Origin of the sequence: Amycolatopsis orientalis DSM 43388, assembly GCF_000411975.1 — a bacterium.
GTDB classification, from domain to species: Bacteria; Actinomycetota; Actinomycetes; order Mycobacteriales; family Pseudonocardiaceae; genus Amycolatopsis; species Amycolatopsis orientalis_D.
Genome location: NZ_ASXG01000156.1, coordinates 30,426 through 55,494, shown reverse-complemented (window position 1 = coordinate 55,494; position 25,069 = coordinate 30,426). Strand labels below are relative to the sequence as shown.

Sequence of the window (25,069 nt, the reverse complement as noted above, 5' to 3'; positions counted from 1 at the left end):
GCCGAAGCCGAAGCCGAAGCCGAAGCCGAAGCCGAAGCCGAAGCCGAAGCCGAAGCCGAAGCCAAAGCCAAAGCCAAAGCCAAAGCCAACCGAGTTCGGCGGAGTTCAGCCGAGCCGAGCTGCGCTGTGCTTAGCCGAGCTGAGCCGGGCCGGGCTGTGCTTAGCCGGGCCGGGCCGCGCCGAGCTGGGTTCGGCCGATCCGGGCTCGCTCGAATCGAGCCGAGTCGTGCGCAGCTGGGCCGAGCCAAGTTCAGCCGAGCTGGTCTCGGGTCGCAGGCTGTTGATGCCGAACGCTGGAGCGGAATCGTGCTCTCGTCGCGGGAACTCGCCGCCGTCTCCGTCCGACCACTCTTGTGTGCGCACAATTCCCGCTCCGAACCGACGGGGTTTGCTTGCCGCGGCTGGTGTTGCCGCGGCGGTCGTCGTGGCGGTGGTCGCCGCGGCGGGTGATGTTTATGCGGCGCTCGGCAACCCTGCTCCAGGTCTGTTGACGTCCTTGGGCACCTCCTTGCTCCGGATGGTCGCCGACGCGGCCGGGGTGGTGTGCGTCGGCGGGTTGGCGTTCGCGGCGTTCCTGAGTCCGCCGGGCGAAGCGGGGCGGCTTTCCCCGGACGGCTACGCGGCGACCCGCACCGCGGCGGGGGCCGCGGTCGTCTGGGCGCTCGCGGCTGCGGTGCTGGTGCCGTTCGACGCCGCTGATGCGTCCGGGCGGCCGGTCTCCGAGGCGATGCATCTGGCGAAGCTCGCCGTCCTCGTCGACGCCATGGAGGAACCCAAGGCGTGGCTCTGCGTCCTGACCGTGGCCGCCGTGGTGGCGATCGGCGTGTGGCGCACGTTGACCTGGCGCACCACGGTGCTGTGGCTCGTCCTCGCCCTCGTCGGCTTGCTGCCGAGGGCGATCGCAGGGCACGTTTCCATCGGCGCATGGCATGACCTGGCCACGAATGCCTTGGTCTGGCACGTGATCGCGGCGGCGTTGTGGACCGGCGCGCTGGTTGCGCTGCTGGTCCATCGCGGTTCAGACGCAGCCCGAAAGGTCACGCTCCGCCGGTACCGACGGTTGGCGACGTGCTGTCTCGTCGTGCTCGCCGCGTCCGGGATGGTCGATGGTCTCGCGCTGGCCCGTCCGGCTGGATTGTTTACTGGCTATGGCTTTCTCCTCTGGGTGAAGGTCGGGATCACGGTCGTGTTGGCGGTGCTGATCACCGTCGCACGCCGTCGTTGCGGCAGCGGCGCAGCGGCTCACGTGACCGAGGTCGTGGTGCTGGCAGCGGCAATGGGAGCCTCGGCAGGGCTCGCGCATCTGGTGCCGCCGGCGTTCGTGGACGATCCGGCGACTGCCGGCGAGACCGTGCTCGGCTACGACCTGCCGGATCCTCCGACGTTCGCTCGCCTGTTCCTCGACTGGCGGCCGGATCTCCTCCTCGGTGTCGTCGCGGTGCTCGCCGTCGTGGCCTACGCGGTCGGGGCACGGCGCCTCCGGGGGCAAGGGACCCGACGGTCCGCGCGAGTGGCTGGTGGCGCTGCTGCACTCGCGGTTCACGCGCCTGGTCGCGCACCCGCTGCCGGCGTCGGTGGTGTTCGTCGGCTCCTACTACGCGCTCTACTTCTCGGGCCTGTTCGGCGAGGCGATGCGCTACCACTGGGCGCACCAGCTGATGAACCTCCATTTCCTGGTGTCCGGCTACGTTTTCTTCTGGCTGGTGATCGGCGTCGACCGCCCGCCGCGTTCACTGCCGCATCTCGCGCGGCTCGGCATGATGTTCGCGGTGATGCCGTTCCACGCGTTCTTCGGCGTGATCCTGATGAACAAGCAGACGGTGCTCGCCGAGACGTTCTACCGCTACCTCTCCCTGCCGTGGATGTCCGATCTCCTTTCCGATCAACGCCTCGGCGGCGGCATCGCCTGGGCTACCGGGGAAATCCCGATGATCGTGGTCGTCGTGGCGCTGCTCGTGCAGTGGGGCCGCCACGACGACCTCGAAGCCGCCCGGCTGGACCGCCGCTTCGACCGAGGCGAGGACGACGATTTCGCCGCCTACAACGCGATGCTCGCCAACCTGGCGGCCAGAAGGCACTAGCCGCGGTCCCGATCTGCCGTCTGCCTGCCATTGCGGATCGCGTTCGGGCAACCGCGCATTCCGCACGACCGGCGTCGGCGCAACCGGCCGTTGCCTTGGGCCACCGCAGATCGCGAGCCCGCGCGCCACTCGCGACGGCGATCTCGGTACGCCGAGCCGATTTCGTCGCTAGACCACGGCAGCCACCACCTTGTCCAAAGCTCCGCCCTTGACGTCGTCGACGATAACTTTCAGCTGTGCCAGGCTCATCTGCACTCGCTGCCCGAAGTCGTCGGTGAGCACGACGCGACGCTCCGGCGGGGCGGCGTCGTCGAGGAACAGCTCCGGGCAGCCGCAGTCGCAATTGCCGCAGAACGTGGTCACGTGCTGGAGGTTTCCTGCTGCGCCAATGGTTTCCGTCATTTTCGCTCCTGTCTGATCGGGTCGGGTCGGGCACTGCCACCATCCGGATAGTCGTCAGGGGAGGCCGAAAGGTTCCCAAGTCACCCGAAGGAGTGGCGGAGGAAAACAGGCGTACGATGGAAATCGGTCCGCCTTTCCGGCGTCGGCACTGCCACCGACTTCGTGCCCGTCCTGGAAACCGGAGAACCATGTCCACGCAGACCGCCGCCCCCGCGGCGACCCCGACCCGTCAACTCGATCTCGCCGTCGGCGGGATGACTTGTGCCGCTTGTGCGGCGCGCGTCGAGCGTTCCCTTGGCAAGCTCGACGGCGTCCGCGCCACGGTGAACTACGCGACCGAACGCGCGACTGTCCACTATTCACCTGACGTTGACCCCGCATCGCTCGTCGCGACGATCGAGCGCGCGGGGTACACCGCGACTGTCCGCGGCGAAACGAGCCCGGAGAACCGCGATGCCCGGGTGCGTGATTTGCGCCGCCGGTTGCTCGTGGCCGCGGTGCTGGCGGTTCCGCTCGGCAACCTGTCGATCACGCTCGCGCTGGTGCCGTCGCTGCGATTCCCGTTGTGGGAGCTGGTGTGCCTGCTGCTCGCGACTCCGGTCGTGTTCTGGTCGGCGGCACCGTTCCATCGGGCCGCGCTGCGCAATCTGCGGCACCGATCGTCCAGTATGGACACGCTCGTTTCCTTGGGCGTGCTGGCGTCCTACCTGTGGTCGGCGGCTTCGGTGCTGAGCGGATCGGGCGGCGAGGCGGGGTACTGGATCGGGTTCGGCGCGACCGCGCCGGGCGCGGATTCGGTGTACCTCGACGTCGCGGCTGGGGTGACCACGTTTCTGCTCGCCGGCCGGTACTTCGAGGCGCGGTCGCGGCGAGGGGCGGCGGATCTGCTCGGCGCGCTGGACGCGCTGGCGGCGAAGGACGTGCGGATTCTGCGCGCGGACGGCGAAGCACTGGTCGGAATCGGCGAACTGGCGGTCGGCGACCGGTTCGTGGTGCGGCCGGGCGAGAAGATCGCCGCGGACGGAACTGTCGACAGCGGTCTGTCCACAGTGGATGTCAGCGCTATCACGGGAGAACCCGTTCCGGCGGAGATCGGGCCGGGAAACCGGGTGATCGGCGGGAGCATAAACCTCAACGGCCGGCTGGTGGTGCGTGCGGAGGCCGTCGGGGCGCGTTCGCAGCTGGCGCAGATGAGCGCGCTGGCCGAGCGCGCGCAGGAGCGGAAGGCGGCGGTGCAGCGGCTGGCCGACCGGGTATGCGCGGTGTTCGTCCCGGTGGTTTCGGTGTTGGCGGTGCTCACTCTGGCGGGATGGTTGCTGACCGGAAGCCCGGTTCGGGACGCGTTCGGTGCGGCGGTGTCGGTGCTGATCATCGCGTGCCCGTGCGCGTTGGGGCTGGCGACGCCGACCGCGCTGATGGTGGGCGTCGGGCGGGGCGCGCAGCTCGGGATCCTCGTGAAGGGACCGGACGCACTCGAGGCGAGTCGCACAGTCGACACCGTCGTGCTGGACAAGACCGGCACGGTGACTCAAGGCAGGATGACTCTCGCCGAGACTCGGGCATTCGGGTCGTTCTCGCCGACGGAAGTGCTTCGTCTCGCAGCCGCGGTGGAAGCGTCTTCGGAACATCCGATTGCCGCAGCGATTGTCGCTGGCGGGCCGGAGGCGGGTCCAGCTGCTGAGTTCGAGGCATTGCCCGGACTGGGGGCGCGCGGCGTGGTCGAGGGAACGACTGTGGTGGTCGGGCGGCCGAGGTTGCTTGCCGACGAAGGGATTTCGATCGGTCCGGAGGTCGAGGCCGCGGTGGCGTCGGCGGAAGCCGGCGGGGCGACCGTGGTGCTCGTGTCGGCAGCTGGCGAGGTCGCGGGCCTGCTCGTGGTGCGGGACGAGGTGAAGCCTTCGGCGCGCGCGGCGGTCGAGCAGTTGCATCGGCTGGGGTTGAAAACCGTGCTGCTGACCGGCGACAACGAGGCGACTGCCCGGGCGGTCGCCGCGGAGGTCGAGATTCCCGAGGTGCTCGCCGGGGTTTTGCCGAGCGAGAAGGCGACAGCCGTGTCCGCGTTGCAGGGCAAGGGACATCGGGTGGCGATGGTCGGCGACGGAGTGAACGACGCTCCGGCGCTGGCAACCGCTGACCTCGGGCTGGCCGTTGCCGAGGGGACGGACCTCGCCCTGAGGTCGGCCGACATCATCCTGGTCCGCGACGACCTGTCGGTGCTGCCGGACGCGATCTGTCTCGCGCAGCGGACCTTGCGCACCATTCGGGGGAATCTCGTCTGGGCGTTTGGGTACAACGTGGCCGCGCTGCCGCTCGCCGCGTGCGGACTGCTGAACCCGCTGATCGCCGGGGCCGCGATGTCGTTGTCGTCGGTGCTGGTGGTGGCCAACAGCTTGCGGTTGCGGAACTTCGCGCCCGGCGGCTGAGCCCCGGGGTGGGCGGGATCACCCTGGCCGACGCTCACTCGATTAGGTTAGGTTTGCCTAATCAGTCGGCGACGAAGGGTGAGGTGCGCGGTGACGCGGGACGCGGGAGCCGGGATCGAGGGGCGGATCGCGCTGGTGACCGGCGGTGCGCGCGGAATCGGGGCGGCCGTCGTGGAGGCGCTCGCCCGGGCCGGTGCCGTGGTGGCCGCGGTGGACATCGACGAGGAGGGATTGCGGGAGGTCGCCGCGCGGGACTACGGCGCGGGGCCGGCCAGGGCGGTCGCGGATGCTCCGGATGGGGGAACGGCGGCCGGCGTCGCGCTGGGGTGCGCCGCGGCGGGGACGCCTGACGCCTTGCCTGGGTCTGCTGCGGCGGGAGTGCCCCGAGGCTCGTGGGAGTCGGCTGCGGCGGGGACGGCTGAGACCGCGTCGGAGTTTGATGTGGCGGGGAAGCATGATGCTTCGTGGGGGTCTGCTGGGGCGGGGGCCCCGGATGCCTTGCCGGGGTCTGCCGGGGCGGAAGTGCCCGGTGGCTCACTGGGGTCCGCCGCCGGGACGGCTGAGGCCTCGTCGGAGTTTGCTGTGACGGGGAAGCATGTTGCCTCGTTGGAGTCGGCTGTGGCGGGGAGGCACGGGGCGGCGATGGAGCCGACCGTGGCGGGAGATCCCGGTGCCGCGCTGGGATCTGCTTCGGCGAGGGCAACTGGGACATGTCATGGCGAGCGATTGCCAGAGGCCTTCGCTGGCGGTGATATTGCCGGGAGGTCTGCCTCGGAGAGTGGTGACGGCGCACGAGGTTCGGTGAAGGCGCCAGAAGGGGGTGCAGCCGAGGAGACCGACGGAGCTGCTGCGGCGCGGGCTCGTGATGACGCTCAGCTCCCGGTCGGCGAGTGGCGGCGAGTGGTGCCATTCGTGGCGGATGTCGGGGATCCGGAGGCGGTCGCGCGGGTCGTGGCGGACGTCGAGCGGGAGCTGGGGCCGATCGGGATCGGGGTGTCGGTCGCGGGGGTGTTGCGGCCCGGGACGGTTGGCGAGACCAGTGATGAGGACTGGGCGGCGACCTTCGCGGTCAACTCGACCGGGGTTTTCACTGTGCTGCGCGAGATCTCGCGGCGGATGCAGCCGCGAGGGAGCGGAGTGCTGGTCACCGTCGGCTCGAACGCGGCTGGTGTCCCGCGGACCGGGATGGCGGCTTACGCGGCTTCGAAGGCGGCGGCGACCATGCTCACCCGCTGTCTCGGGCTGGAGCTCGCCGGGTCGGGGATCCGGTGCAACATCGTCTCGCCGGGGTCGACCGACACCGACATGCAACGTCTACTGTGGACGGACAGCTCCGGCGAAGACCGGGTGATCGCTGGAAATCTGGAGCAGTTCCGTGTCGGGATTCCGCTCGGGCGGATCGCCGATCCGGCCGACATCGCGGACGCGGTGCTGTTCCTCGCGTCCGACCGGGCGCGGCACATCACCATGCAGAACCTCTACGTCGACGGCGGTGCCACGCTTCGCGCGTGACCCGGGTCGACCCGCCGGGCGGCTTTTCCTTTTCGTCCGGGTACGTTAGTGTCCATTAGGTTAGGCTAACCGAACAGTCAAGGTCTGGACCTCGCCAGAGGAGCAGACCGGGCGGCTCGGCCGCCTGCGCGTGTGCGAAAGGGAATTCACCTCGTGTCCTCACCTGCTCCGGCCCGTCCGCGGCCGGTCCACCGGGCGGCGGATCTCCTGGCCGCGTACCTGCCGGGGTCGTTCTACTACTCGTCGGCCCGCGGGGTGCTGCTCGCCGACGGGGTGCACGCGCACGTCCGCGGCACGCCGGGCAACCGGGCCGCGGCGGCTGCCGAGGCGTTGGAGGCCGCGGTGCTGGCCGGGGTCGCGAATCCGGTCGTGGTGGGGGCGATCGGGTTCCGGCCGGACTCCGGGAGCAGCTTGATCGTGCCCGCGGTGGTGCGCCGGGCCGGGGTGCCGGATGGCGACGACGGCGGCCGTGCGGGGCTGGCGGGCGGGATTACTGGCGGCGATCTGGCGGGGGCTGGCGGTTTTTCGGGCACGGATCAGGGTGATGTCGCAGGCGAGCAGGGCGGTGTCGGGAGTCTCGGGGCGCAGGCTGGCGGTTCCTCGGGCACGGATCAGGGTGATGTTGCGGGCGAGCAGGGCGGTGTCGGGAGTCGCGGGGCGCAGGCTGGCGCGCTTCCGGATCCCGTTGGAGGCGCTCGCGGGCCGTCCGGCGGAAGCCAACACGCAGCCCGTTCCGAGGACGCCACGGCGACACGTCGAGACAACCGCACCACTTGGACAGTCGTCCCCCGGCCAGCCGCCGAGGAGTACGCCGAGAGTGTCCGCCGGGCGGTCGATCTCATCGGCGACGGCGAACTTCGCAAGGTCGTCCTCGCCCGGGCGCTGGATCTCGTGGGCGAACACGGCGTTTCCGTGCGAAAGCTGCTTCGCAACCTCGTCGTCGCGGACCCGGCGGCGCATGCCTTCGCGGTCGACGTCAGCGCGCCCGGGGATCCGGCGCCGCGGACGCTCGTCGGGGCCAGTCCGGAGTTGCTGGTGTCTCGCAAGGGAAACGTCGTGACCGCGAATCCGCTCGCCGGGTCGCGGCGGCGGACCGGGGACCCGGAACGGGACGCGCGGGCGATCGCCGAGCTGCGAGTGTCCGAAAAGGACCTCGGCGAACACGCTCTGGTCGCCGCCCAGGTCGCGGAGGTGCTGGGGCGGTACTGCACCGAGCTGGAAGTCCCGGAAGGGCCGGACGTGATGGGCACGCCGACGATGTGGCACCTTTCGACCCGGATCACCGGGCGGGTCGGGCCGGGCGGGCCGTCGTCGCTGGAGCTGGCCGAGGCGTTGCATCCGACGCCCGCGGTGTGCGGGGTGCCGGTCGAGCTGGCGCGCGACACGATCGCGCGGCTCGAGCCGGTGGATCGCGGGTACTACGCGGGGCTGGTCGGCTGGACCGATCTCGCGGGGGACGGCGAATGGGTGGTCACGATCCGGTGTGCCGAGGTGTCGGACAAGACCGCGCGGCTGTTCGCGGGGGCGGGCGTCGTCGCCGGGTCCGACCCGGCCGCGGAATTGGCGGAGACCAGCGCGAAATTCGGGACGCTGCTGCGTGCGCTGGGCGCGGAGGAGGTCGCGTGAGCCGGTGGCCGGAAGAGACCGCGGCGAGGTATCGGGCCAGCGGGTATTGGCGGGGGCAGACCTTCGGCGCGCTGCTGACGTCGCTCAAGGAGGCATACGCGGACCGGACGGCGGTCGTCGGCGAGGAGCAGCGCTGGACGTTCGCCGAGCTGGACGAGCGGGCGCATCGGCTGGCGGCGGGGTTCGTCGCGAACGGGATCGGGCCGGGCGACCGGGTGGTCGTGCAGGTGCCGAACATTCCGGAGTTCGGGTCGGTCGTCTTCGGGCTGTGGCGGGCCGGGGCGGTGCCGGTGTTCGCGTTGCCCGCGCATCGCGGCAGCGAGTTGCGGCATTTCGTGGAACAGAGCGACGCGAAAGCGATCCTCACCGTCGGGGAGCACGCTGGGCATGATCACGCGAGGATGGCGCGTGAAGTCGCGCAGCAGCAACGGAAAGTCTTCGTCGTCGGGGAACCGGAGTTCGCGGAGCTGGCGGCGACTCCGAAACGGGAGTTGCCGGAGCCGGACCCGGAGAGCATGGCGTTTCTTCAGCTTTCCGGCGGCAGCACCGGGCTGCCGAAGCTGATTCCGCGCACGCACGACGATTACCTGTACAGCGTCCGGGAGAGCGCGCGGATCTGCGGGCTCCGGAAAGAAAGCGTGTACCTCGCGGCGTTGCCGGTCGCGCACAACTTTCCGCTCAGCTCGCCGGGGCTGCTCGGCGCGTTGCACGCGGGCGCGGCGACCGTGCTGGCGCCGCGGCCGGACGCCGACACCGCGTTCCGGCTGATCGAGGCCGAAGGCGTCACGATCAGCGGGGTGGTCCCGCCGTTGGCGGCGGCCTGGGTGCAGGCGGCGGCGCGGACCGGACGGGATCTGTCCTCTTTGGACGTGCTGCTCGTCGGCGGCGCGAAATGCGGGCGGGAACTCGCGGAACGCATCGGCCCGGCGCTGGGGTGCCGGCTGCAGCAGGTGTTCGGCATGGCCGAGGGGCTCGTCTGCTACACCCGGCTGGACGATCCGGAGGACCTCGTCCTGAGCACGCAGGGGCGGCCGATCTCGCCGGACGACGAGGTGCGCGTGGTGAATCCGGACGATCCGCTGGCGACGCCGGACGACCTCGTCGAGCCGGGCGAGATCGGCGCGCTGCTCACCCGCGGGCCGTACACCATCCGCGGGTACTACAACGCGGCCGAGCACAACAAGACCGCGTTCACCGAGGACGGCTTCTACCGCACCGGCGATTTGGTGCGGCAACGGGAATCCGGGCACCTCGAAGTCGTCGGGCGGGCGAAGGAGCAGATCAACCGCGGCGGAGAGAAGGTCGCGGCGGAAGAGGTCGAGAACCACCTGATGGCGCATCCGGGCGTGCTCGACGCGGCCGTCGTCGCGGTGCCCGACGAGTACCTCGGCGAGCGGACCTGCGCGTATGTCGTTCCGGTGGACGGAAACCAGCCGAGCGCGGCGGAACTGCGCCGGTTCGTGCGCGGGCGCGGGGTGGCCGCGTTCAAGGTGCCGGACCTGGTGGAGGTGGTCGGGGAGTTCCCGGTCACCGGGGTGGGCAAGACGAGCAAACGCGAACTGCGGGCGGCGCTGGCCGCCCTGGCGAAGGAGAGGTGAAGCGTGTCCCTGCCGAAGATCCGGGCGTACCCGCTGCCGACGGCGGCGGACCTGCCCGCGGGACGGGTGCGGTGGCGGCCCGACCCGGCGCGGGCGGCTCTGCTCGTGCACGACGTCCAGCGGTATTTCCTCGCCCCGTACGAGGGTTCGCCGATCCCCGAGATGATCGCGAACATCGCGGAACTCGCCGAGAAGGCGCGCAGCTACGGCATGCCGGTGTTCTACACCGCGCAGCCGGGCAAGCAGCCCGCCGCCGATCGCGGGCTGCTCACCGAATTCTGGGGCGACGGCATCGGCGCGGTGATCGACGACGACCCGCGCGCGGCGGACATCGTCGACGAGCTGGCCCCGCGGCCGGGCGACATCGTGCTGGACAAGTGGCGCTACAGCGCCTTCCAGCGCAGCACTTTCCGCGAGCAGCTCGGCGACCGCGACCAGCTGCTGATCACTGGCGTGTACGCGCACATCGGCTGCCAGACCACGGCGGTCGAGGCGTTCATGCGCGACGTCCGGCCGTTCCTGATCAGCGACGCGGTCGCGGACTTCGACCGCTCGCGGCACGACCAGGCGTGCGAGTACGTCGCGCAACGCTGCGGCGTCGTCACCACCACCGCCGACGCGCTCGCCGCGCTGTCGGCGCCGATTCCCGCAGGAGCACCTCGATGAGCACCCCCGGTCTGACTGCCGAGCAGGTCAACGCCGACGTCGCCGACCTGCTGGGCTGCGGTCTCGACGAGCTGACCCCGGACACCGATCTCGCCGACCTCGGCCTCGATTCGATGCGGATCATGAGCCTGGTCGAGAAGTGGCGCGCCGCGGGCGCGCCCCAGCTGGAGTTCGCCGACCTCGCCGAGGATCCGCGGCTCGGGCACTGGACGAAGCTCCTCGCCGGCGGCGCGCAGTGAGCCGGGACGCGCACCGGCACCGCCACACCGCCCGGATCGCCGAGGTCCGCGCGGGCCGCCAGGCCGAAAAAGTGCCGTACCCGATCCGGATCCGGCGCGCGGAGGTCGTGCGGACCAGCGCGGTCGGCGCCGGTCTGCTGCGCGTCACGCTCGGCGGGCCGGGCACGGCCGGGTTCGAGGCGCATTCGCCGGACGAGCACGTGAAGATCCTCTTCCCGGACGCCGACGGACAGGTGCGGCCGCCCGAACCGAACGGGGACCTCCTCCGCTGGCCGAAGCCAGCGCCGATTTCGCGCGAGTACACCGTCCGCCGCTACGACCCGAAGTCCGGCGAGCTGGACCTCGACGTCGCCTTGCACGACGGCGGCCTCGGCTCGGACTGGGCGCGCACGGTACGGCCGGGCGAGGCCGTGCACGTCGCCGGTCCGCCGGGTGGGCTGATCGTGCCGCACACCTACGACCGCTACCTGCTCGCCGGCGACATCACGGCGCTGCCGGCCCTCGCGCGCTGGCTGGAGGAGCTTCCGCGGACCGCCGTGGGCTGGGCGTTCGCCGAGGTCGCCGACGCGAGCGAGGAGATCGACCTCGACGCGCCGGACGGCGTCGAAGTCCGGTGGCTGCACCGTGGAGCGGCCGCACCGGGCAGCGTCGAGCTGCTCGCCGACGCCGTGCGGGAAGTCAAAGTGCCCGAGGGCGAACGGCTTTACGCGTGGATCGCCGGGGAAGCGGGCGCGATCAAGCCGCTGCGCCGCTGGCTGCGCGACGACCTCGGGCTCGCCCGCGAGGACTACGACGTCACCGGCTACTGGAAACGCGGCGTCGCGGACTTCGACGACGAGCACGACCACTGATCCATCAGCAACAGCAAGGACTTCTCGCATGACCGTCACCAGAACCACCCGTCTCGCCGCCGCTGCCCTCGCGGTCGCCCTCACCCTCCTCGCCGGCTGCGGTTCCGGCGACGCGCAAAGCGGCGGCAGCGACGGCCCGACCCGCGTGTTCGCCGCCGACAACGGCGAGGTCAAGATCCCGGTGAAGCCCAAGCGCGTGATCGCGACCGGGTACGCCGTTCCGGCGCTGCTCGAGGCGAAGGCTCCGCTCGTCGGGATTTCGACGTGGAAGCGCGGCCTGCCGATGATGACGGCCGAGGATCGGAAGAAGTACGACGAGCTGCCGAAGGTCGCCGGCGAGCAGGCCGCCGAGACGAACTACGAGGCGATCGCGCAGGCCGATCCGGATCTGATCGTGATCGGCGTGCCGAAGCCGGTGCTCGCGGACATCGACGTGAAGCGGCTGCAGGAGATCGCACCGGTCGTGGCGATCGGTCCGTCGGTGCCGTCGGCGTGGCGGGAGCTTTCGCGCAAGCAGTCCGACGCGGCGGGCGCGCTGGCCGGGTTCGACGCCGCGCGCCAGGAGTACGAGGCGAAGGCGAAGCAGCTCAAGGAGAAGTACCAAGCCGTGCTGCCGCAGCTGAAACTGGGCCACGTCGGCGCGTACGGCGAGGTCGCGAAGGGCAACTTCCAGCGCGAGTTCAACGATTCCTGGGGCACCAACGTCGCGCAGGACATCGGCGCGAACTACTTCGGCCAGGTGAAGGTCAAGGGCGGCGGCTCGAAGGACGTCAGCGAGTACCCGTCGATCGAGGAGCTGCCGACCGCGTTCGCGCAGGCGGACGCGATCACCTACTCGGTCAAGCCGGACGGCTCGGTGCCGCCCGCGGTGAAATACGTGCTCGATTCGCCGCTGTGGAAGGAACTTCCGGCGGTGAAGGCGGGCAAGACGTTCGCCTTCCGCTACACCGAAGCGGCCACTTACCGGGCGGCGATGAAGACGCTGGACGCGGTGGACCAGGCGTTCGCGCCGCTGCTGAAGAAGTGACCGCGCGCAGCCGGACCGCGCTGCTGGCCGTCGCTGTCGTCCTCTTGGCGGCGGTGGCCATGGTCAGCGTGGGCATCGGCGCGCATGGCATCGCGCCGGCCGAGGTGCTCCGGGCGATTTTCGGGCACGGCGATCCGGCCGATCAGGCGGTGGTGCGCGACGTCCGGGCGCCGCGGGCGCTGCTCGCGGTCGGCGTCGGCGCGGCGCTGGCCGTGGCCGGGGTGCTCGTCCAGGTGCTGTCGCGCAACCCGCTGGCCGAACCCGGCGTGCTCGGCGTGACCGCCGGGGCCGGGTTCGCCATCACGGTCGGTTCCGCGCTCGGCATCGCGGTTTCCGCGTCGGGGGAGCTGCTGTTCGCGGTGCTCGGCGCGGTGCTGGCGACGCTGCTGGTGTACGCGGTGGGCCGGCGGTCGCCGTTGCGGATGGTGCTGACCGGGACCGCGCTGACGTTCGTGCTCAGCGGCGTTTCGCTCGGGCTTCGGCTGTTGCTGCCGGACACCTTCGACCGGTACCGGTTCTGGGCGGTCGGCTCGCTGGCCGGCCGGGAACAGGCTCCGCTGGCGGTTCCGCTGATCGTGATCGCGGTGAGCGTGGTCGCCGCGTTTCTGTTGAGCCGTCAGCTGAACGCACTCGCACTGGGTGACACCGTCGCGCACACTCTCGGCGCGCGCGTGGCCCGGATCCGGGCGGTGACCTTGGTGCTGATCACCTTGCTGGCGGGAGCCGCGACCGCGGTGGCCGGGCCGATTCTGTTCGTCGGCTTGATCGTGCCGCATCTCGCGCGGCGCGCGGCGGGCGCATCGGTGCCGTGGCTGACCGCGTTCGCGGTGGTGCTCGGCCCGATTCTGCTGCTGGTGTCGGACATCGGCTCGCGCGTGCTGCTGCCGACCGGCGAGGTGCCGGTCGCGATCGTGACGGCGTTCGTCGGCGGCCCGGTGCTGATCTGGGCGGTCCGCAAGTACGGGACGGCCGCGCTGTGACCGCGTTCGTGCTCCGCCGCGGGCGGTTTTCGGTCAAGGTCGAGCGCCGGACTGTCGTCCTCGTCGCCGTGCTCGTCGTCATTCTCGCTGGCCTGGCGTTGCTGGGGCTGTGCTACGGCGCGGCTTGGGCGAGTCCGGCGCGGGTGTTCGCCGCGCTCGGCGGGTCGGGTGGCGGACCGGGCGTGGTGATCCGCGAATGGCGGCTGCCGCGGGTGGCCGCCGGGCTCGTGTTCGGCGCCGCGCTCGGGCTCGCCGGGGCGATTTTCCAGAATGTCACCCGGAATCCGCTCGGCAGCCCGGACGTGATCGGTCTCGATTCCGGGGCCTACACCGGCGCGCTGGTCGCGATGACGGTGCTGTCCGGGTCGCCCGCGCAGCTGACGTTCGCGTCGGTGCTCGGCGGCCTCGTCACCGCGGCCGCGGTCTACCTGCTTTCGATGGGCGGCAGCCGGTCCGGCTTGCGGCTGATCGTCATCGGGATCGCGATCAACGCGATGCTGACCGCACTGAACTCGTGGATCGTGCTGCGCGCCGACCTGGAGGTGGCGATCGCCGCGGTCGGCTGGAGCGCCGGTTCGCTCAACGGCATCGGCTGGAACGACGTGGCGGTGCCGTTCGGGGTGCTGGCCGTGCTGTTCGCGGTGCTGGCGACTCGGGCGCCCGCGCTGCACCAGTCGGCGCTCGGCACGGAACTCGCGGTGACGACCGGGGTCCGGCACGAATCGCTGCGGCTGCAGCTGGTCGTGCTCGGCGTCGGCTGCACGGCGACGGTCACCGCGGTGGCCGGGCCGATCGCGTTCGTCGCGCTCGCCGCGCCGCAGATCGGCCGACGGCTCGCCCGCGCGCCGGGCATTCCGCTGCTGCCCGCCGCGCTGGTGGGCGCGCTGCTGCTGGCCGGCGCCGACCTCGTCGCGCAGATGCTGCTCGCCCCGGTGTCGCTGCCGGTCGGCGTGGTCAGCACGGCGATCGGCGGCTGCTACCTGATCTGGTTGCTCACCAAGGAGGTGCGGCGGAAGTGACCGCCCGCTTGACCGCGCGGGACCTCACCCTGCGCTACGGCGACCGCGTCGTGTCCGCAGAGCTGCGGCTCGACGTGCCCGATCGCGCGTTCACCGCGGTGGTCGGCCCGAACGCGTGCGGCAAATCGACATTGCTGCGCGCGTTCGTCCGGCTGCTGCGGCCGACCGAGGGCGGCGTGACCTTCGACGGCCGCGAAGTCGGGACGTACCCGGCGAAGGCGCTGGCGCGGGAACTCGGCTTCCTGCCGCAGGATCCGTCCGCGCCGGAAGACGTACGCGTCCGGCAGCTGGTCGCGCGCGGCCGGTTCCCGCACCAGTCGCTGCTGTCGTCGTGGTCGGAAGAGGACGAGACCGCGGTGGCCGGCGCGATGACCGCCGCCGGGGTCGCCGGTCTGGCCGACCGTCCGGTGCAGGAACTGTCCGGCGGGCAGCGGCAGCGCGTGTGGATCGCGGTCGTGCTCGCGCAGCGCACGCCGTACCTGCTGCTTGACGAACCGACGTCGTTCCTCGACATCGCGCACCAGTACCAGGTACTGGAGCTGCTGAAACGGCTGCGTGACGAGGGCCGCACGGTGATCGCGGTGCTGCACGACATCAACCAGGCCTGCCGCTACGCCGACCACGTGGTCGCGATGCGCGACGGCCGGGTCGTCGCCGAAGGCGCGCCCGCCGACGTCGTGGACGCCGACCTGATCAAGGAAGTCTTCGACCTGCCGAGCGTCGTGGTGCCCGATCCGGTCACCGGGACGCCGATGGTCGTGCCGTCGCTCTGACCCCGGGAGTCACCAGTTGAGCACCGCACTCGCCGCCCTCGAGCTGACCAGCGCCCAGCTGGGCATCTGGAACGCACAGCGGCTGGAACCGGATTCGCCGTACTACCTGGTCGGCGATGTGGTTGAGATTTCCGGCGGCGTGCCGGTCGACCTCACGGCGCTGGCCGAGGCGATCCGGGCGACCGCCGAGGAGGCCGAAAGCCTGCGGCTGCGGGTGTTCGACACGCCGGACGGGCCGCGGCAGGTCGTGTCCGCCGATCCGGTGCCGTTGCCGGAAGTCGTTGACCTGCGAGGGGAACCGGATCCGGCCGCGGCCGCGCACGCCCGCGTCGCGGCGGAGCGGCGGCGAGCGGCCGCGGCGTGCCGGGGGATGCTGGACCGGGCGTTGTTCTCGCACCTGATCCTCCGGCTTTCCGACACCGAAGTGTGGTTCACCCAGCTCGGGCACCACCTGGTGTTCGACGGGTACACCGCGGCGATGCTCGCCCGCCGCACCGCTGCCCGATACACCGCGGCGGTGCGCGGCGAAGAAGCACCGCCGTCGACGTTCGGCCGGTTCGCAGATCTCGTCGAAGCCGACCGTGACTACCGGATGAGCGAACGGTTCGCGCAGGACCGCGCGTACTGGTGCGATCGGTTCACCCCGATGCCGGAGCTGGCTGAGGACGCGAGCGCGGCCGGGTTGCCGGAAACGACGTTCACCGCGCGGGCCGAACTCACCGCGGCCGAGGTGGCCGCGCTGAGCGAACTGGGGAAGCGCGCCGGAACGACCTGGGGCGACGCTCTGATCGCGGGTTACGCGGCGTTCCTGCACCGGGTGCTGGGGACGACGGATGTCGTGTTCGCGGTGCCGTTGATGTGCCGGGCGGGCGCGGCGTTGCGGACTCCGGCGATGGCGGTCAACGTGCTGCCGTTGCGGGTTCGCGTGGAGCCGGGCGATCGGCCGGAGGAGCTGACCGCGCGGGTCGCGCAGGCGCTGCGGGAAATGCGTGCGCATCAGCGGTATCGAGGGGAGAACCTGCCGCAGGATTTGGCGGTGCCCGGCGCGGGCGCGCTGCTGCACGGACGCGGCATCAACCTCAAGGCGTTCGATCTGGAGCTGGCGTTCGGCGAGTCGCGCGGGACGATGCGGAACGTCGCGGGCGGGCCGCCGGAGGACATGGGGCTCAGCGTGCTGCCGACGGCCGGCGGCGGGCTGTTGCTCGGGTTCGAGGTCGATGCCCGGTCACAGGACCAGGCTGGCGTCGACGCGCAGCTCGCGGCGTTGAAGGCGCTGCTGTCCGCGTTCACCCGGGCCGACCCGCCGGCGGTCGGCGGGGTGGACCTGGTACCGGATGTCGACGCCTTGCTCGCCGAGTGGGCGACTCCCGCGGTCGTCTCGCCGGAAGCAGGGCTTCTGGACGGGCTCGGCGAGCAGACCGCGCTGGTGTGCGGTGACGAGCGGCTGTCCGGCGACGAGCTGCGGGAGCGGGTGCACCGGCTGGCGCGGGCGTTGCGGGCGCGCGGCGTCGGCGCGGACGACGTGGTGGCGCTGGCGTTGCCGCGATCGGTCGAACTGGTGGTGGCGCTGCTGGCGGTGCTCGACGCCGGGGCGGCGTTCCTGCCGTTGGACCTGGCGCATCCGGCGGAACGGTTGCGCTCGCTGGTCGCCGAGGTGTCGCCGAAGCTCGTCGTGACGGACTCGGAGGTGTTGCCGGGGCTTCGGTTGGACGATCCGGCGGTGCGGGACGAAATCGCCGGGCATTCGACGGCAGAACTGTCCGAGGTGGACCGTCATCCGGAACACCTCGCGTACGTCATCTTCACCTCGGGGTCGACCGGCCGGCCCAAGGGAGTGCTGGTCCGGTCCGGCGGGCTCGAGACGTTGCTGCGGAACCACCGCGCGACCACCGTCGCCGAGACCGCGCAGGGACGGCGGCTCCGCGTGGCGCACACCTATTCGTTCGCCTTCGACTCGGCGATCGAGCAGCTGCTGTGGATGCTGTGCGGGCACGAATTGCACCTCTACGACACGGAAACCGCGCGCGACGTCGACGCGCTGCACGCCGCTTTCGTGCGCGACCGAATCGACGTGATCGACACGACGCCGTCGATGGCGGCTCCGTTGCTGGACGCGGGATCGCTCGACCCAGCGCTGCTGGTGCTCGGCGGCGAGGCGACGTCGCCCGCACTGTGGCGACGGGTCGCGTCGTCCGGCATTCGGGCACGCAACATCTACGGCCCGACTGAGACCACTGTGGACGGTGCCAGTGCCCCGATCACCGGAGACGAGCCGGTGATCGGGTTCGCCGTGCCGGGGACGCGAGCGTACGTGCTCGACGCCGCGCTGCGGCCGGTGTTGCCGGGCAGCAGGGGAGAGCTGTACCTCGCCGGGCCGCATTTGGCGCGTGGTTACCTCGGGCGTCCGGGCGCGACGGCGGAGCGGTTCGTCGCCGATCCGTTCGGGCCGCCGGGGGAGCGGATGTACCGCACCGGCGACGTCGTGCGCTGGCTGCCCGGGCGCGGACTGGAGTATCTGGGACGACGCGACGGGCAGGTCAAGATTCGCGGCCACCGCGTGGAACTGGGCGAGGTGGAGGGCGCGCTCGGCGCGGTGCCTGGCGTGCGGGCCGCTGCGGCGGCGGTGCGCGGGCCGAGGTTGATCGGGTATGTCGTCGGCGCCGGACTGGTGGCGGAGGAGGTTCGGGCGACGCTCGCGCGGCGGTTGCCGGAGGTGATGGTCCCGGCGGCGGTCGTGGTGCTGGACGAACTTCCGGTGACCAGCAACGGAAAACTCGACCGGGCCGCGCTGCCCGCACCCGCGGCGGCGGAGGGCGGACGGGAACCGCGGACCGAACGGGAACGGGTGCTGTGCGCCGCGATCGCCGAGGTGCTCGGCGTGGACCGGGTCGCGGCCGACGACGATTTCTTCGCTCTCGGCGGCGACAGCATCACCGCGATCGGCGTGAGCAGCCGGTTGCGGGCGCACGGGCTGGACCTGCGGCCGCGAGATCTGCTGGCGCGGCGCAGTTTCGCCGCGCTGGCGGCGGCCGGCCGGGCACTGGCCGAACCGGACAGCGAACCGGACGAGCCGATCGGCGAGGTGCCGGCGCCGCCGATCGTGCGGACGTTGTTCGACCTGAATCCCGACCTGGACGCGATCGTCGGCTATGCACAGTGGACAGTGCTCCGGATGGGCGGTCCGGTGCCGGGGCTTCTCGCCGGGGTCCAGAAGATTCTCGACCACCACGACGTATTGCGGCTTCGCGTCGAACCCGACGGCACGCTGGTGATCCGGCCGCGGGGAGCCGTCGAAGCGTCGGTCGTCGAGGCGACCGGCGATCCGGCCGAGGTGGCGGAGCGGCTGGCGTCCGAATTGGACCCGCGCGCCGGGGCGATGCTGCGGGTCGCGCAAGTCGGGGACCAGTTGGTGATCGTCGTGCACCACCTGGCGATCGACGGGGTTTCCTGGCGGATTCTGCTGCCTGATCTGCAGACGGCGTGCGAGGGCGGGGTGCTCGAACCCGTGCGCACTTCGTGGCGACGGCATGCCTTGGCGCTTGCCGAACAGGGGTCGAGCGGTGCTCGACGTGGAGAACTCAGCTACTGGCGTTCGGCCGGGAAGAGCAAGCTCGATCCGGCGCGCGACACCGTTGCCACCGCGCATCGTTCGGTCACCGTCGCCACCGAAGACGAGAGCACCGCTATCCTCGCGACGTTGCCCGCCGCGTATCGCGCGGGGGTCGACGAGGTGCTGCTCGCCGCGCTCGTCCTCACGCTGCGCAGGGAAGAAGACTCGATCACGGTCACGATGGAGGGCCACGGCCGCGAAGGCCTGGACCTCGCCCGCACGGTCGGCTGGTTCACCGCCGAGTACCCAGTCCACATTGAACTGTCCGGGGTGGACACTCTCGACCGATTGCTGCGGGCGGCGAAGGAAGCCCGGCGCGCGGTGCCGGACGGCGGGGTCGGCTTCGGCGTCCTGCGCTACCTGGACCCGGGTGCCGGGTTCGCGCCGGAAATGCCGGACGTCCTGCTGAACTACCTCGGCCGGTTCGCTCCGCTCTCCGGCGGCTGGCAGCTGCCGGACGAGGACCCGTTCGCCGTGCTCGAGCCGCCCGCGAAGGCGCTGGAGCAGGTTCTGGCGCTGAACTGCTTCGTCCGCGAGGAAGGCGTGCCGCGGCTCGCCGTCGAATGGACGGCAGCCAGCCGCGTTCTGCCCCCCAGCGAGGTCGAACGGCTCCAGGAAGCGTGGGCAGCGGCGCTGGCCGCGCTCGCCAAGCACGCACGGGAGGCCACCGGCGGGCTCACCCCGTCGGACCTTCCGCTGGTCACTCTCACCCAGGACGACATCGACGGCCTCGAACAGCAGGGGCCGGTCGCCGACGTCCTGCCCGCGACGCCGCTGCAGGCCGGGCTGTCGTTCCACACGCTGACCAGCGGCGGCCCGGACGTCTACACCGTGCAAGCGGTCACCCGGCTCGAAGGGCGGCTCGACCCGGACCGGATGCGCGCCGCCGCCGAGGAACTGCTGCGCCGGCACCCGGCGCTCCGCGTCCACCTGCTCACGACAGCGGCGGGCGAAGTCGTCCAGGTCGTGCCCGCCGACGTGCACCTGGATTGGCGGCACGTCGAGCACCCCGAGAACGCGGACGAAGAATGCGCCGCCGAGCTGGCCCGCCCGTTCGATCCGGCGGCGCCGCCGCTGATCCGGTTCCTGCTGCTCACCCTCGGCCCGGCCGAACACCGGCTGGTGCTGACGATCCATCACGCGCTGCTCGACGGCTGGTCGATGCCGCTCGTCGGCCGCGCCCTGCTGGCCACGTACGCCGAATTGGACGGCGGACCGGCCGCTCCGGTGGCGCCCGCTCTCGCCGAGTACCACCGGGTGCTGGCCGCCCGCGATCACGACGCGGCGGTCGAGGCCTGGCAGACCGCATTGGCTGGGCTGGAAGAGGGAACCCGGCTCGCCCCGACGACCGCGGAGTCCGCTTCGGACCGTCCACAGCGGATCTGGGTAGGACTCGGCGCGGAGTTCAGCGAACGGCTGCGCGCCTTCGCGCGGGCACAAGGCGTGACAGCGACGGCGGTTTTCCAGACCGCGTGGGGCGTTCTGCTGGCGCGGCTCACCGGACGCCAGGACGTGGTGTTCGGCTGTCCGGTGTCCGGCCGTCCGTCCGACGTGCCGGGCGTGGAAGCGATGATCGGCCAGCTCGGCACGACCATCCCGGTGCGGGTTTCGTTCGCCCCGTCCGACCCGGCGGCGTCGGTGCTGGCGCGCGTGCAGGAGGAGAACGCCCGGCTCACCGAGCACCATCACCTCGGCCTGCCGGACATCCAGCGCGCGGCGGGCGTCGGCGACCTGTTCGACACGATGCTGGTGATGGAGAACTTCCCGCTCTCCAGCCGGGAACGCGAGCCGCTCGCGCCCGGGCTCGACCTGGCCGGCGTCGACATCACCGACGCGACGCACTATCCGCTGACCGTGATCGTGCTGCCCGGCGACGAGATCTCGATCGGACTCGGTTACCAGCCACAGGCTTTCGACGAGCCGACCGTGCGGGCATACGGCCGCTGGCTGACGACGCTGCTGCACGAGATCGTGGCCGATCCGCAGCAGCCGGTCGCGCGGCTGCGCTCTCTCGGCGCGGAAGAGGAAAACGCGCTTCTGGAACAAGGCGTCGGACCTGCTCCGCGGCGGGAAGCCGGTAGCTGCCTGGAGGAATTCGCCCGCTGGGTGCGCGAAACTCCGGAGGCCGAAGCCGTCGTGTGCCGGGAGCGCCGGCTGACCTACGCGGAGCTGGACCGGAGGGCGAACCAGCTCGCGCATGCGCTGCGCGCGGCCGGGGTGCGGGAACAGGACCCGGTCGCGGTGCTGCTGGAGCGTGACATCGAGTTGGTCGTCGCGCTCTTCGGTGTGCTCAAGGCCGGGGCGGTGCACGTGCCGATGGACCCGGCCTATCCGGCGGAACGCCTGGCGCATCTGGGGAAAGACTGCGCGCCCGCGGCTGTGGTGTCCACTTCGGACCCCGGGTTCGGCATTCCGGTGCTCGACCCGCGAGTCCTGAATGGACCGTCCACGTGGGACGACGTGGTCCCGTCGCCGGACTCGCTGGCGTACGTGATCTACACGTCCGGCACCACCGGAACGCCGAAGGGGGTCGCGATTACCCATCGCGGCATTCCGAGCCTGGTCGCGCTGCAGGAGGACGTCGTCGGCATCCGGCACGGCGAGCGGTACCTGCACTTCGCGTCCACGAGTTTCGACGTGTCGTACTGGCAGTTCTTCCTGCCGCTGCTGTCCGGCGGCACCTCGGTGATCGCTCCGGAGGAGGTCCGCGGGTCCGGCGACGACCTGCTCGCCTACGCCGCCGAACACCGGGTCACCGGGCTCAACCTGCTGCCGTCGTTCCTGTCCGCGATGCCCGACGACGCGACGGTGGACCCGGACGTGTTCTTCGTGGTCGGCGCCGAGCGGCTCGACCCGGAACTGGCGCGCCGCTGGGGCGGCCGGCGGGCGCTGTTCAACGCCTACGGCCCGACCGAGGTCACGATCAACTCGGTGACCTGGGTCTACTCCGCCGACGACCCCGGTCCGCTGCCGATCGGCCGGCCGGACCCGCAGGTGCGGGCGTACGTGCTGGACGCGGGGCTGCGGCCGGTCGGGACCGGGGTCGCCGGCGAGCTGTACCTCGCCGGGCCGAAGCTCGCGCGCGGGTACGTGAACCGGCCGGGGCAGACCGCGGAGCGGTTCGTGGCCGACCCGTTCGGCGCGCCCGGCGAGCGGATGTACCGCACCGGCGACCTGGTGCGCTGGCGGCCGGACGGGCAGCTGGTGTTCCTGGGCCGCGCCGACCACCAGGTCAAGCTGCGCGGGTTCCGGATCGAGCCGGGCGAGATCGAGTCCGCCCTGGCGCGGCATCCGGACGTGCGGGCCGCGGTCGTGCTGGTGCGCGAGGACCGGCCGGGGGACCGGCGGCTCGTCGGCTACGTCGTGCCGGCCGACGGCGCGGACCCGGATCCCGCCGCGCTGCGCGAGTATCTGGCCGCGGAACTGCCCGCGCACCTGGTGCCGTCGGCGGTGCTCTCGCTGGAACGGCTGCCGCTCGGCCCCAGCGGGAAGCTCGACCGGGCCGCGTTGCCCGCGCCTGGCCCGCGCAACGTCGCTGCCGCCCGGCAACCGGCGACCGAGGCGGAAACCCTTCTGCTGAAAGTGGTTCGAGAGCTGCTCGGTCCGGACGTCACGATCGACGACGGATTCCTCGACGCGGGCGGCGACAGCATCGCGTCGCTCCGGCTGGTCGCTCGCGCTCGGCGGGAGGGGCTGCACCTGACCGCGCGGGACGTTTTCGAGGGCGGCACGATCGCCGGGATCGCGGCCCGCTGCGGTGCGCGGACTGGCGCCGGGTCGCCGGATCTCACTCCGGCCGTCGGCGACGCGCCGCTGACGCCGGTCATGCGGGAGCTGCTGGAACGCGGCGGCTCGGCAGCGGACGGGTTCTGCCAGTGGGTCGAGGTGTGCGTGCCGTCCGGCGGTGCCGTGCCGCAATGGCGGGCGGCGCTCGACGCAGTCCTCGAACGGCACGACGTGCTGCGGTCGCACCTGGCTGGCGACGTGCTGCGCATCCCGGAGCCGGGCGCGGTGACCGGCGCGGACGTGCTGACCGTCGTCCCGGCGGGCGAGGACGCGGATCTGCGGGCGCTGCTGGACGACCGGATCGGCGCGGTCCGGTCCGCCATGGACCCGCGGACGGGGCCGATGCTGCGTGCGGTGTGGGTAGACGCCGGGCCCGCGCGTCCGGGGCGGCTCGCGCTGGTCGCGCACCACCTCGTGGTGGACGCGGTGTCGTGGCGGATCCTCCTCGACGACCTGGAGCAGGCCTGTCTCGGCCGCGAGCTGCCGGAACGGGGGCCGTCGTTCCTCGGCTGGGCACGCGCGCTGGTCGCGGCCAAACCTGCCCGGGAAGTGGAAAGCGAGCACTGGCAACGGCTTTCGACGCCAGCACGGCGGGTGCGCGGGAGTGCGCGGCACCACGAGATCGAGGTGTCGGAGGAGATCACGCAGGCCGTGTTGACAACTTTGCCGGGCGCGTACCGGACCGGCCCGGACGCCGTGCTGCTCACCGCGTTCGCGCGGGCATACCGCAACTGGCGTGGCGCAGAGCTGCTGGTCGCGCTGGAGAGCCACGGCCGTCCGGACCACACGCCGGACTTCGCCGGAACCGTCGATCTGTCGCGGACGGTCGGCTGGTTCACCGCGATGTACCCGGCCCGGATCGCCCCGCCTTCCGACGAGACAGCCATTGCCGCGGTCCGCGATCAGCTCCGCGCCGCCGGCGACGGGCTCGGGTTCGGCATCCTCGGCGGGACGTCGACCGGAGCTGATGTCAGCTGGAACTACCTCGGCCGCTTCGAGGCGGCGCCGGCGGCGGAGACGCCGTGGCAGCGGCCGCCGGACGCCGATCCGCTCGGCTCCGCCGGCGGACCGCTCGCGCATCCGCTGATGGTGAACGCCATGGTCCGCGACGACCGGCTCGCGGCCCGGTTCACCTGGCCGTCCTCGGAGTTCAGCGCGGACGACATCGCGGCGCTGGGAGCGGCGTTCCAGGAGGAACTCGCCGCGCTGGCGGCTTCGGTACCGGCGGGGGAACTGCTGCCGTTGACCCCGCTGCAGGAGCTGATCCTGCGCGAATCGCGGGCGGCGGAGGAGGAGGACCCGTACCCGGTGCAGGCGGCGTTCTCGCTGGCCGGCGAGCTGGATCTGGCCGCGTTGGAGGCCGCGGCGAACGCGCTGGTGCGACGGCATCCGAACCTGGGCGCGGTTTTCCCGGCCGGGCACGAGGTGCAGGTGCTGCCGGAGGAGCCGCGGATCGGGTTCCGGGTGCGGTCCGGGGACGCCGAGCGGTTGCTCGCCGAAGACCTCGCCGAGCCGTTCGACCTCGCCGAGGGGCCGTTGCTCCGGATCACGGTGCTCCGGCGCGCGGTGGATCGGCACGAACTGGTGCTCACCAGCCACCACCTGCTGTCCGACGGCTGGTCGGCTCCCCGGATCCTGGCGGAGTTGTTCGCCGGGTACTCCGGCGAGCCGCTGCCGGAACCGGTGCCGGTTTCGCGGTACACGCGGTGGCTCGCGGCGCGGGACCACGCGGTCAGCGGGCACGCGTGGCGGACGGAACTGGCCGGCCTGCCGGCGCGGAAACTCCTGGCCGGGCCGCCCGCGGCGGCCGAGCCGGAACTGTTCGCGGTGGACGCTTCGCTGGTCGCTTCGCTGACCCGGGCCGGCGCCCGGCACGGGATCACGGCGGGCACGTTGCTGCAGGGCGCGTGGGCGGCGGTGCTCGCGGCTCGGTCCGGGGTCGCCGATGTCGCGTTCGGCGCGATGGTTTCCGGCCGGACGTCCGAAGTGGACGGTGTCGAGGAGATCCTCGGGCTGCTCGCCAACCCGGTTCCGGTGCGGGTGCGGTTCGCCGGGACGGTGGGGGAGACCCTGGCCCGAACCCAAGCCAGGCACCAGGAATTGCTCGCGCACCAGCACGTCGGTCTCGCCGAACTGGCTGCGCTGACCGGCCAGGACCGGTTGTTCGACAGTCTCGTCGTGTTCGAGAACTATCCGGTGGACCCGGCGAAGATGCGGGAACCGGCCCCGGGGCTGGCGATCACCGGGACCCGGTTCCGGGAACGCACGCACTACCCGATGACGGTGACGGTGGTCCCCGAACTCGGCGGCGGCTGGTCCGGGGTATTCGGTTACCAGGCCGGGATCCTGCCGGCGGCGGACGCCCGGTCCCTGGTCGCGGACCTGCTGCGGTTTCTCGGCGAGCTTCCGGCGCGGCTGGACGACGACGCGGGCGAGTTCGCGAGGCCGCGGTGAAGCTGTGGCGGACCGCGTTCGT

At 71.7% G+C, this 25,069-nt stretch carries 15 protein-coding genes and 1 pseudogene; 14 read left to right on the top strand and 2 right to left on the bottom strand.

What is annotated here, in order from left to right; genetic code table 11:
- Positions 1-615: 615 nt before the first annotated feature.
- Complete coding sequence (locus tag L942_RS45640; protein ID WP_051166398.1) at positions 616-918, bottom strand: hypothetical protein; 303 nt, start codon at positions 916-918, stop codon at positions 616-618.
- A gap of 599 nt (positions 919-1,517) precedes the next feature.
- Between L942_RS45640 and L942_RS45635 the strand changes: the two genes are divergently transcribed.
- A complete protein-coding gene (locus L942_RS45635; protein WP_051166397.1) occupies positions 1,518-2,081 on the top strand; it encodes a cytochrome c oxidase assembly protein in 564 nt (187 codons plus the stop codon).
- Between the two features lie 168 nt (positions 2,082-2,249).
- Here L942_RS45635 and L942_RS32160 read toward each other — a convergent pair whose 3' ends face one another.
- Positions 2,250-2,483, bottom strand: coding sequence for a hypothetical protein (locus L942_RS32160; protein ID WP_200862995.1), 234 nt, complete (start codon positions 2,481-2,483; stop codon positions 2,250-2,252).
- A 188-nt stretch (positions 2,484-2,671) separates the two neighbouring features.
- Here L942_RS32160 and L942_RS32155 point away from each other — a divergent pair, with 188 nt between their 5' ends.
- The 13 genes and pseudogenes from L942_RS32155 (at position 2,672) to L942_RS32100 (ending at position 25,047) form a co-directional block, all read left to right on the top strand.
- Positions 2,672-4,906, top strand: a complete 2,235-nt coding sequence (locus tag L942_RS32155) for a heavy metal translocating P-type ATPase (RefSeq protein WP_037367578.1) — start codon at positions 2,672-2,674, stop codon at positions 4,904-4,906.
- Positions 4,907-4,984: 78 nt separating this feature from the next.
- Positions 4,985-5,143 (top strand): annotated as a pseudogene (locus tag L942_RS46045) (SDR family NAD(P)-dependent oxidoreductase); the annotation flags it as partial.
- Between the two features lie 489 nt (positions 5,144-5,632).
- On the top strand, positions 5,633-6,418 hold the full coding sequence (locus tag L942_RS44590; protein WP_200862997.1) for a 2,3-dihydro-2,3-dihydroxybenzoate dehydrogenase: 786 nt from the start codon (positions 5,633-5,635) through the stop codon (positions 6,416-6,418).
- A gap of 153 nt (positions 6,419-6,571) precedes the next feature.
- Positions 6,572-8,044, top strand: coding sequence for an isochorismate synthase (locus L942_RS32145; RefSeq protein WP_037367576.1), 1,473 nt, complete (start codon positions 6,572-6,574; stop codon positions 8,042-8,044).
- Positions 8,041-9,642, top strand: a complete 1,602-nt coding sequence (locus L942_RS32140; RefSeq protein ID WP_037367575.1) for a (2,3-dihydroxybenzoyl)adenylate synthase — start codon at positions 8,041-8,043, stop codon at positions 9,640-9,642. The genes L942_RS32145 and L942_RS32140 overlap by 4 nt, the downstream gene beginning before the upstream one ends.
- 3 nt (positions 9,643-9,645) lie before the next feature.
- Complete coding sequence (locus L942_RS32135; protein WP_037367574.1) at positions 9,646-10,308, top strand: isochorismatase family protein; 663 nt, start codon at positions 9,646-9,648, stop codon at positions 10,306-10,308.
- A complete protein-coding gene (locus L942_RS32130; protein WP_037367573.1) occupies positions 10,305-10,547 on the top strand; it encodes a phosphopantetheine-binding protein in 243 nt (80 codons plus the stop codon). Before L942_RS32135 ends, L942_RS32130 begins: the two co-directional genes overlap by 4 nt.
- Complete coding sequence (locus L942_RS32125; RefSeq protein ID WP_037367572.1) at positions 10,544-11,398, top strand: siderophore-interacting protein; 855 nt, start codon at positions 10,544-10,546, stop codon at positions 11,396-11,398. The genes L942_RS32130 and L942_RS32125 overlap by 4 nt, the downstream gene beginning before the upstream one ends.
- A gap of 28 nt (positions 11,399-11,426) precedes the next feature.
- Positions 11,427-12,425 carry an ABC transporter substrate-binding protein gene (locus L942_RS32120; RefSeq protein WP_037367571.1) on the top strand — a complete coding sequence of 333 codons (999 nt, stop codon included), beginning with the start codon at positions 11,427-11,429 and terminating at the stop codon, positions 12,423-12,425.
- Positions 12,422-13,405 (top strand): FecCD family ABC transporter permease, encoded by a 984-nt coding sequence (locus tag L942_RS32115; RefSeq protein WP_037367570.1) that lies wholly within the window; start codon positions 12,422-12,424, stop codon positions 13,403-13,405. Before L942_RS32120 ends, L942_RS32115 begins: the two co-directional genes overlap by 4 nt.
- Complete coding sequence (locus L942_RS32110) at positions 13,402-14,424, top strand: FecCD family ABC transporter permease (protein ID WP_051166396.1); 1,023 nt, start codon at positions 13,402-13,404, stop codon at positions 14,422-14,424. The genes L942_RS32115 and L942_RS32110 overlap by 4 nt, the downstream gene beginning before the upstream one ends.
- Entirely contained in the window at positions 14,421-15,197 is a 777-nt protein-coding gene (locus L942_RS32105) for an ABC transporter ATP-binding protein (protein ID WP_037367569.1), read from the top strand. Before L942_RS32110 ends, L942_RS32105 begins: the two co-directional genes overlap by 4 nt.
- Before the next feature lie 16 nt (positions 15,198-15,213).
- Positions 15,214-25,047 carry a non-ribosomal peptide synthetase gene (locus tag L942_RS32100; RefSeq protein ID WP_037367568.1) on the top strand — a complete coding sequence of 3,278 codons (9,834 nt, stop codon included), beginning with the start codon at positions 15,214-15,216 and terminating at the stop codon, positions 25,045-25,047.
- Positions 25,048-25,069 lie beyond the last annotated feature (22 nt).

Coding starts and splice junctions, on each gene's coding strand:
- L942_RS45640 (WP_051166398.1), bottom strand. CDS start 918: ATGGAAACGTGCCCTGCGATCGCCCTCGGCAGCAAGCCGACGAGGGCG.
- L942_RS32160 (WP_200862995.1), bottom strand. CDS start 2,483: ATGACGGAAACCATTGGCGCAGCAGGAAACCTCCAGCACGTGACCACG.
- L942_RS32155 (WP_037367578.1), top strand. CDS start 2,672: ATGTCCACGCAGACCGCCGCCCCCGCGGCGACCCCGACCCGTCAACTC.
- L942_RS32130 (WP_037367573.1), top strand. CDS start 10,305: ATGAGCACCCCCGGTCTGACTGCCGAGCAGGTCAACGCCGACGTCGCC.
- L942_RS32120 (WP_037367571.1), top strand. CDS start 11,427: ATGACCGTCACCAGAACCACCCGTCTCGCCGCCGCTGCCCTCGCGGTC.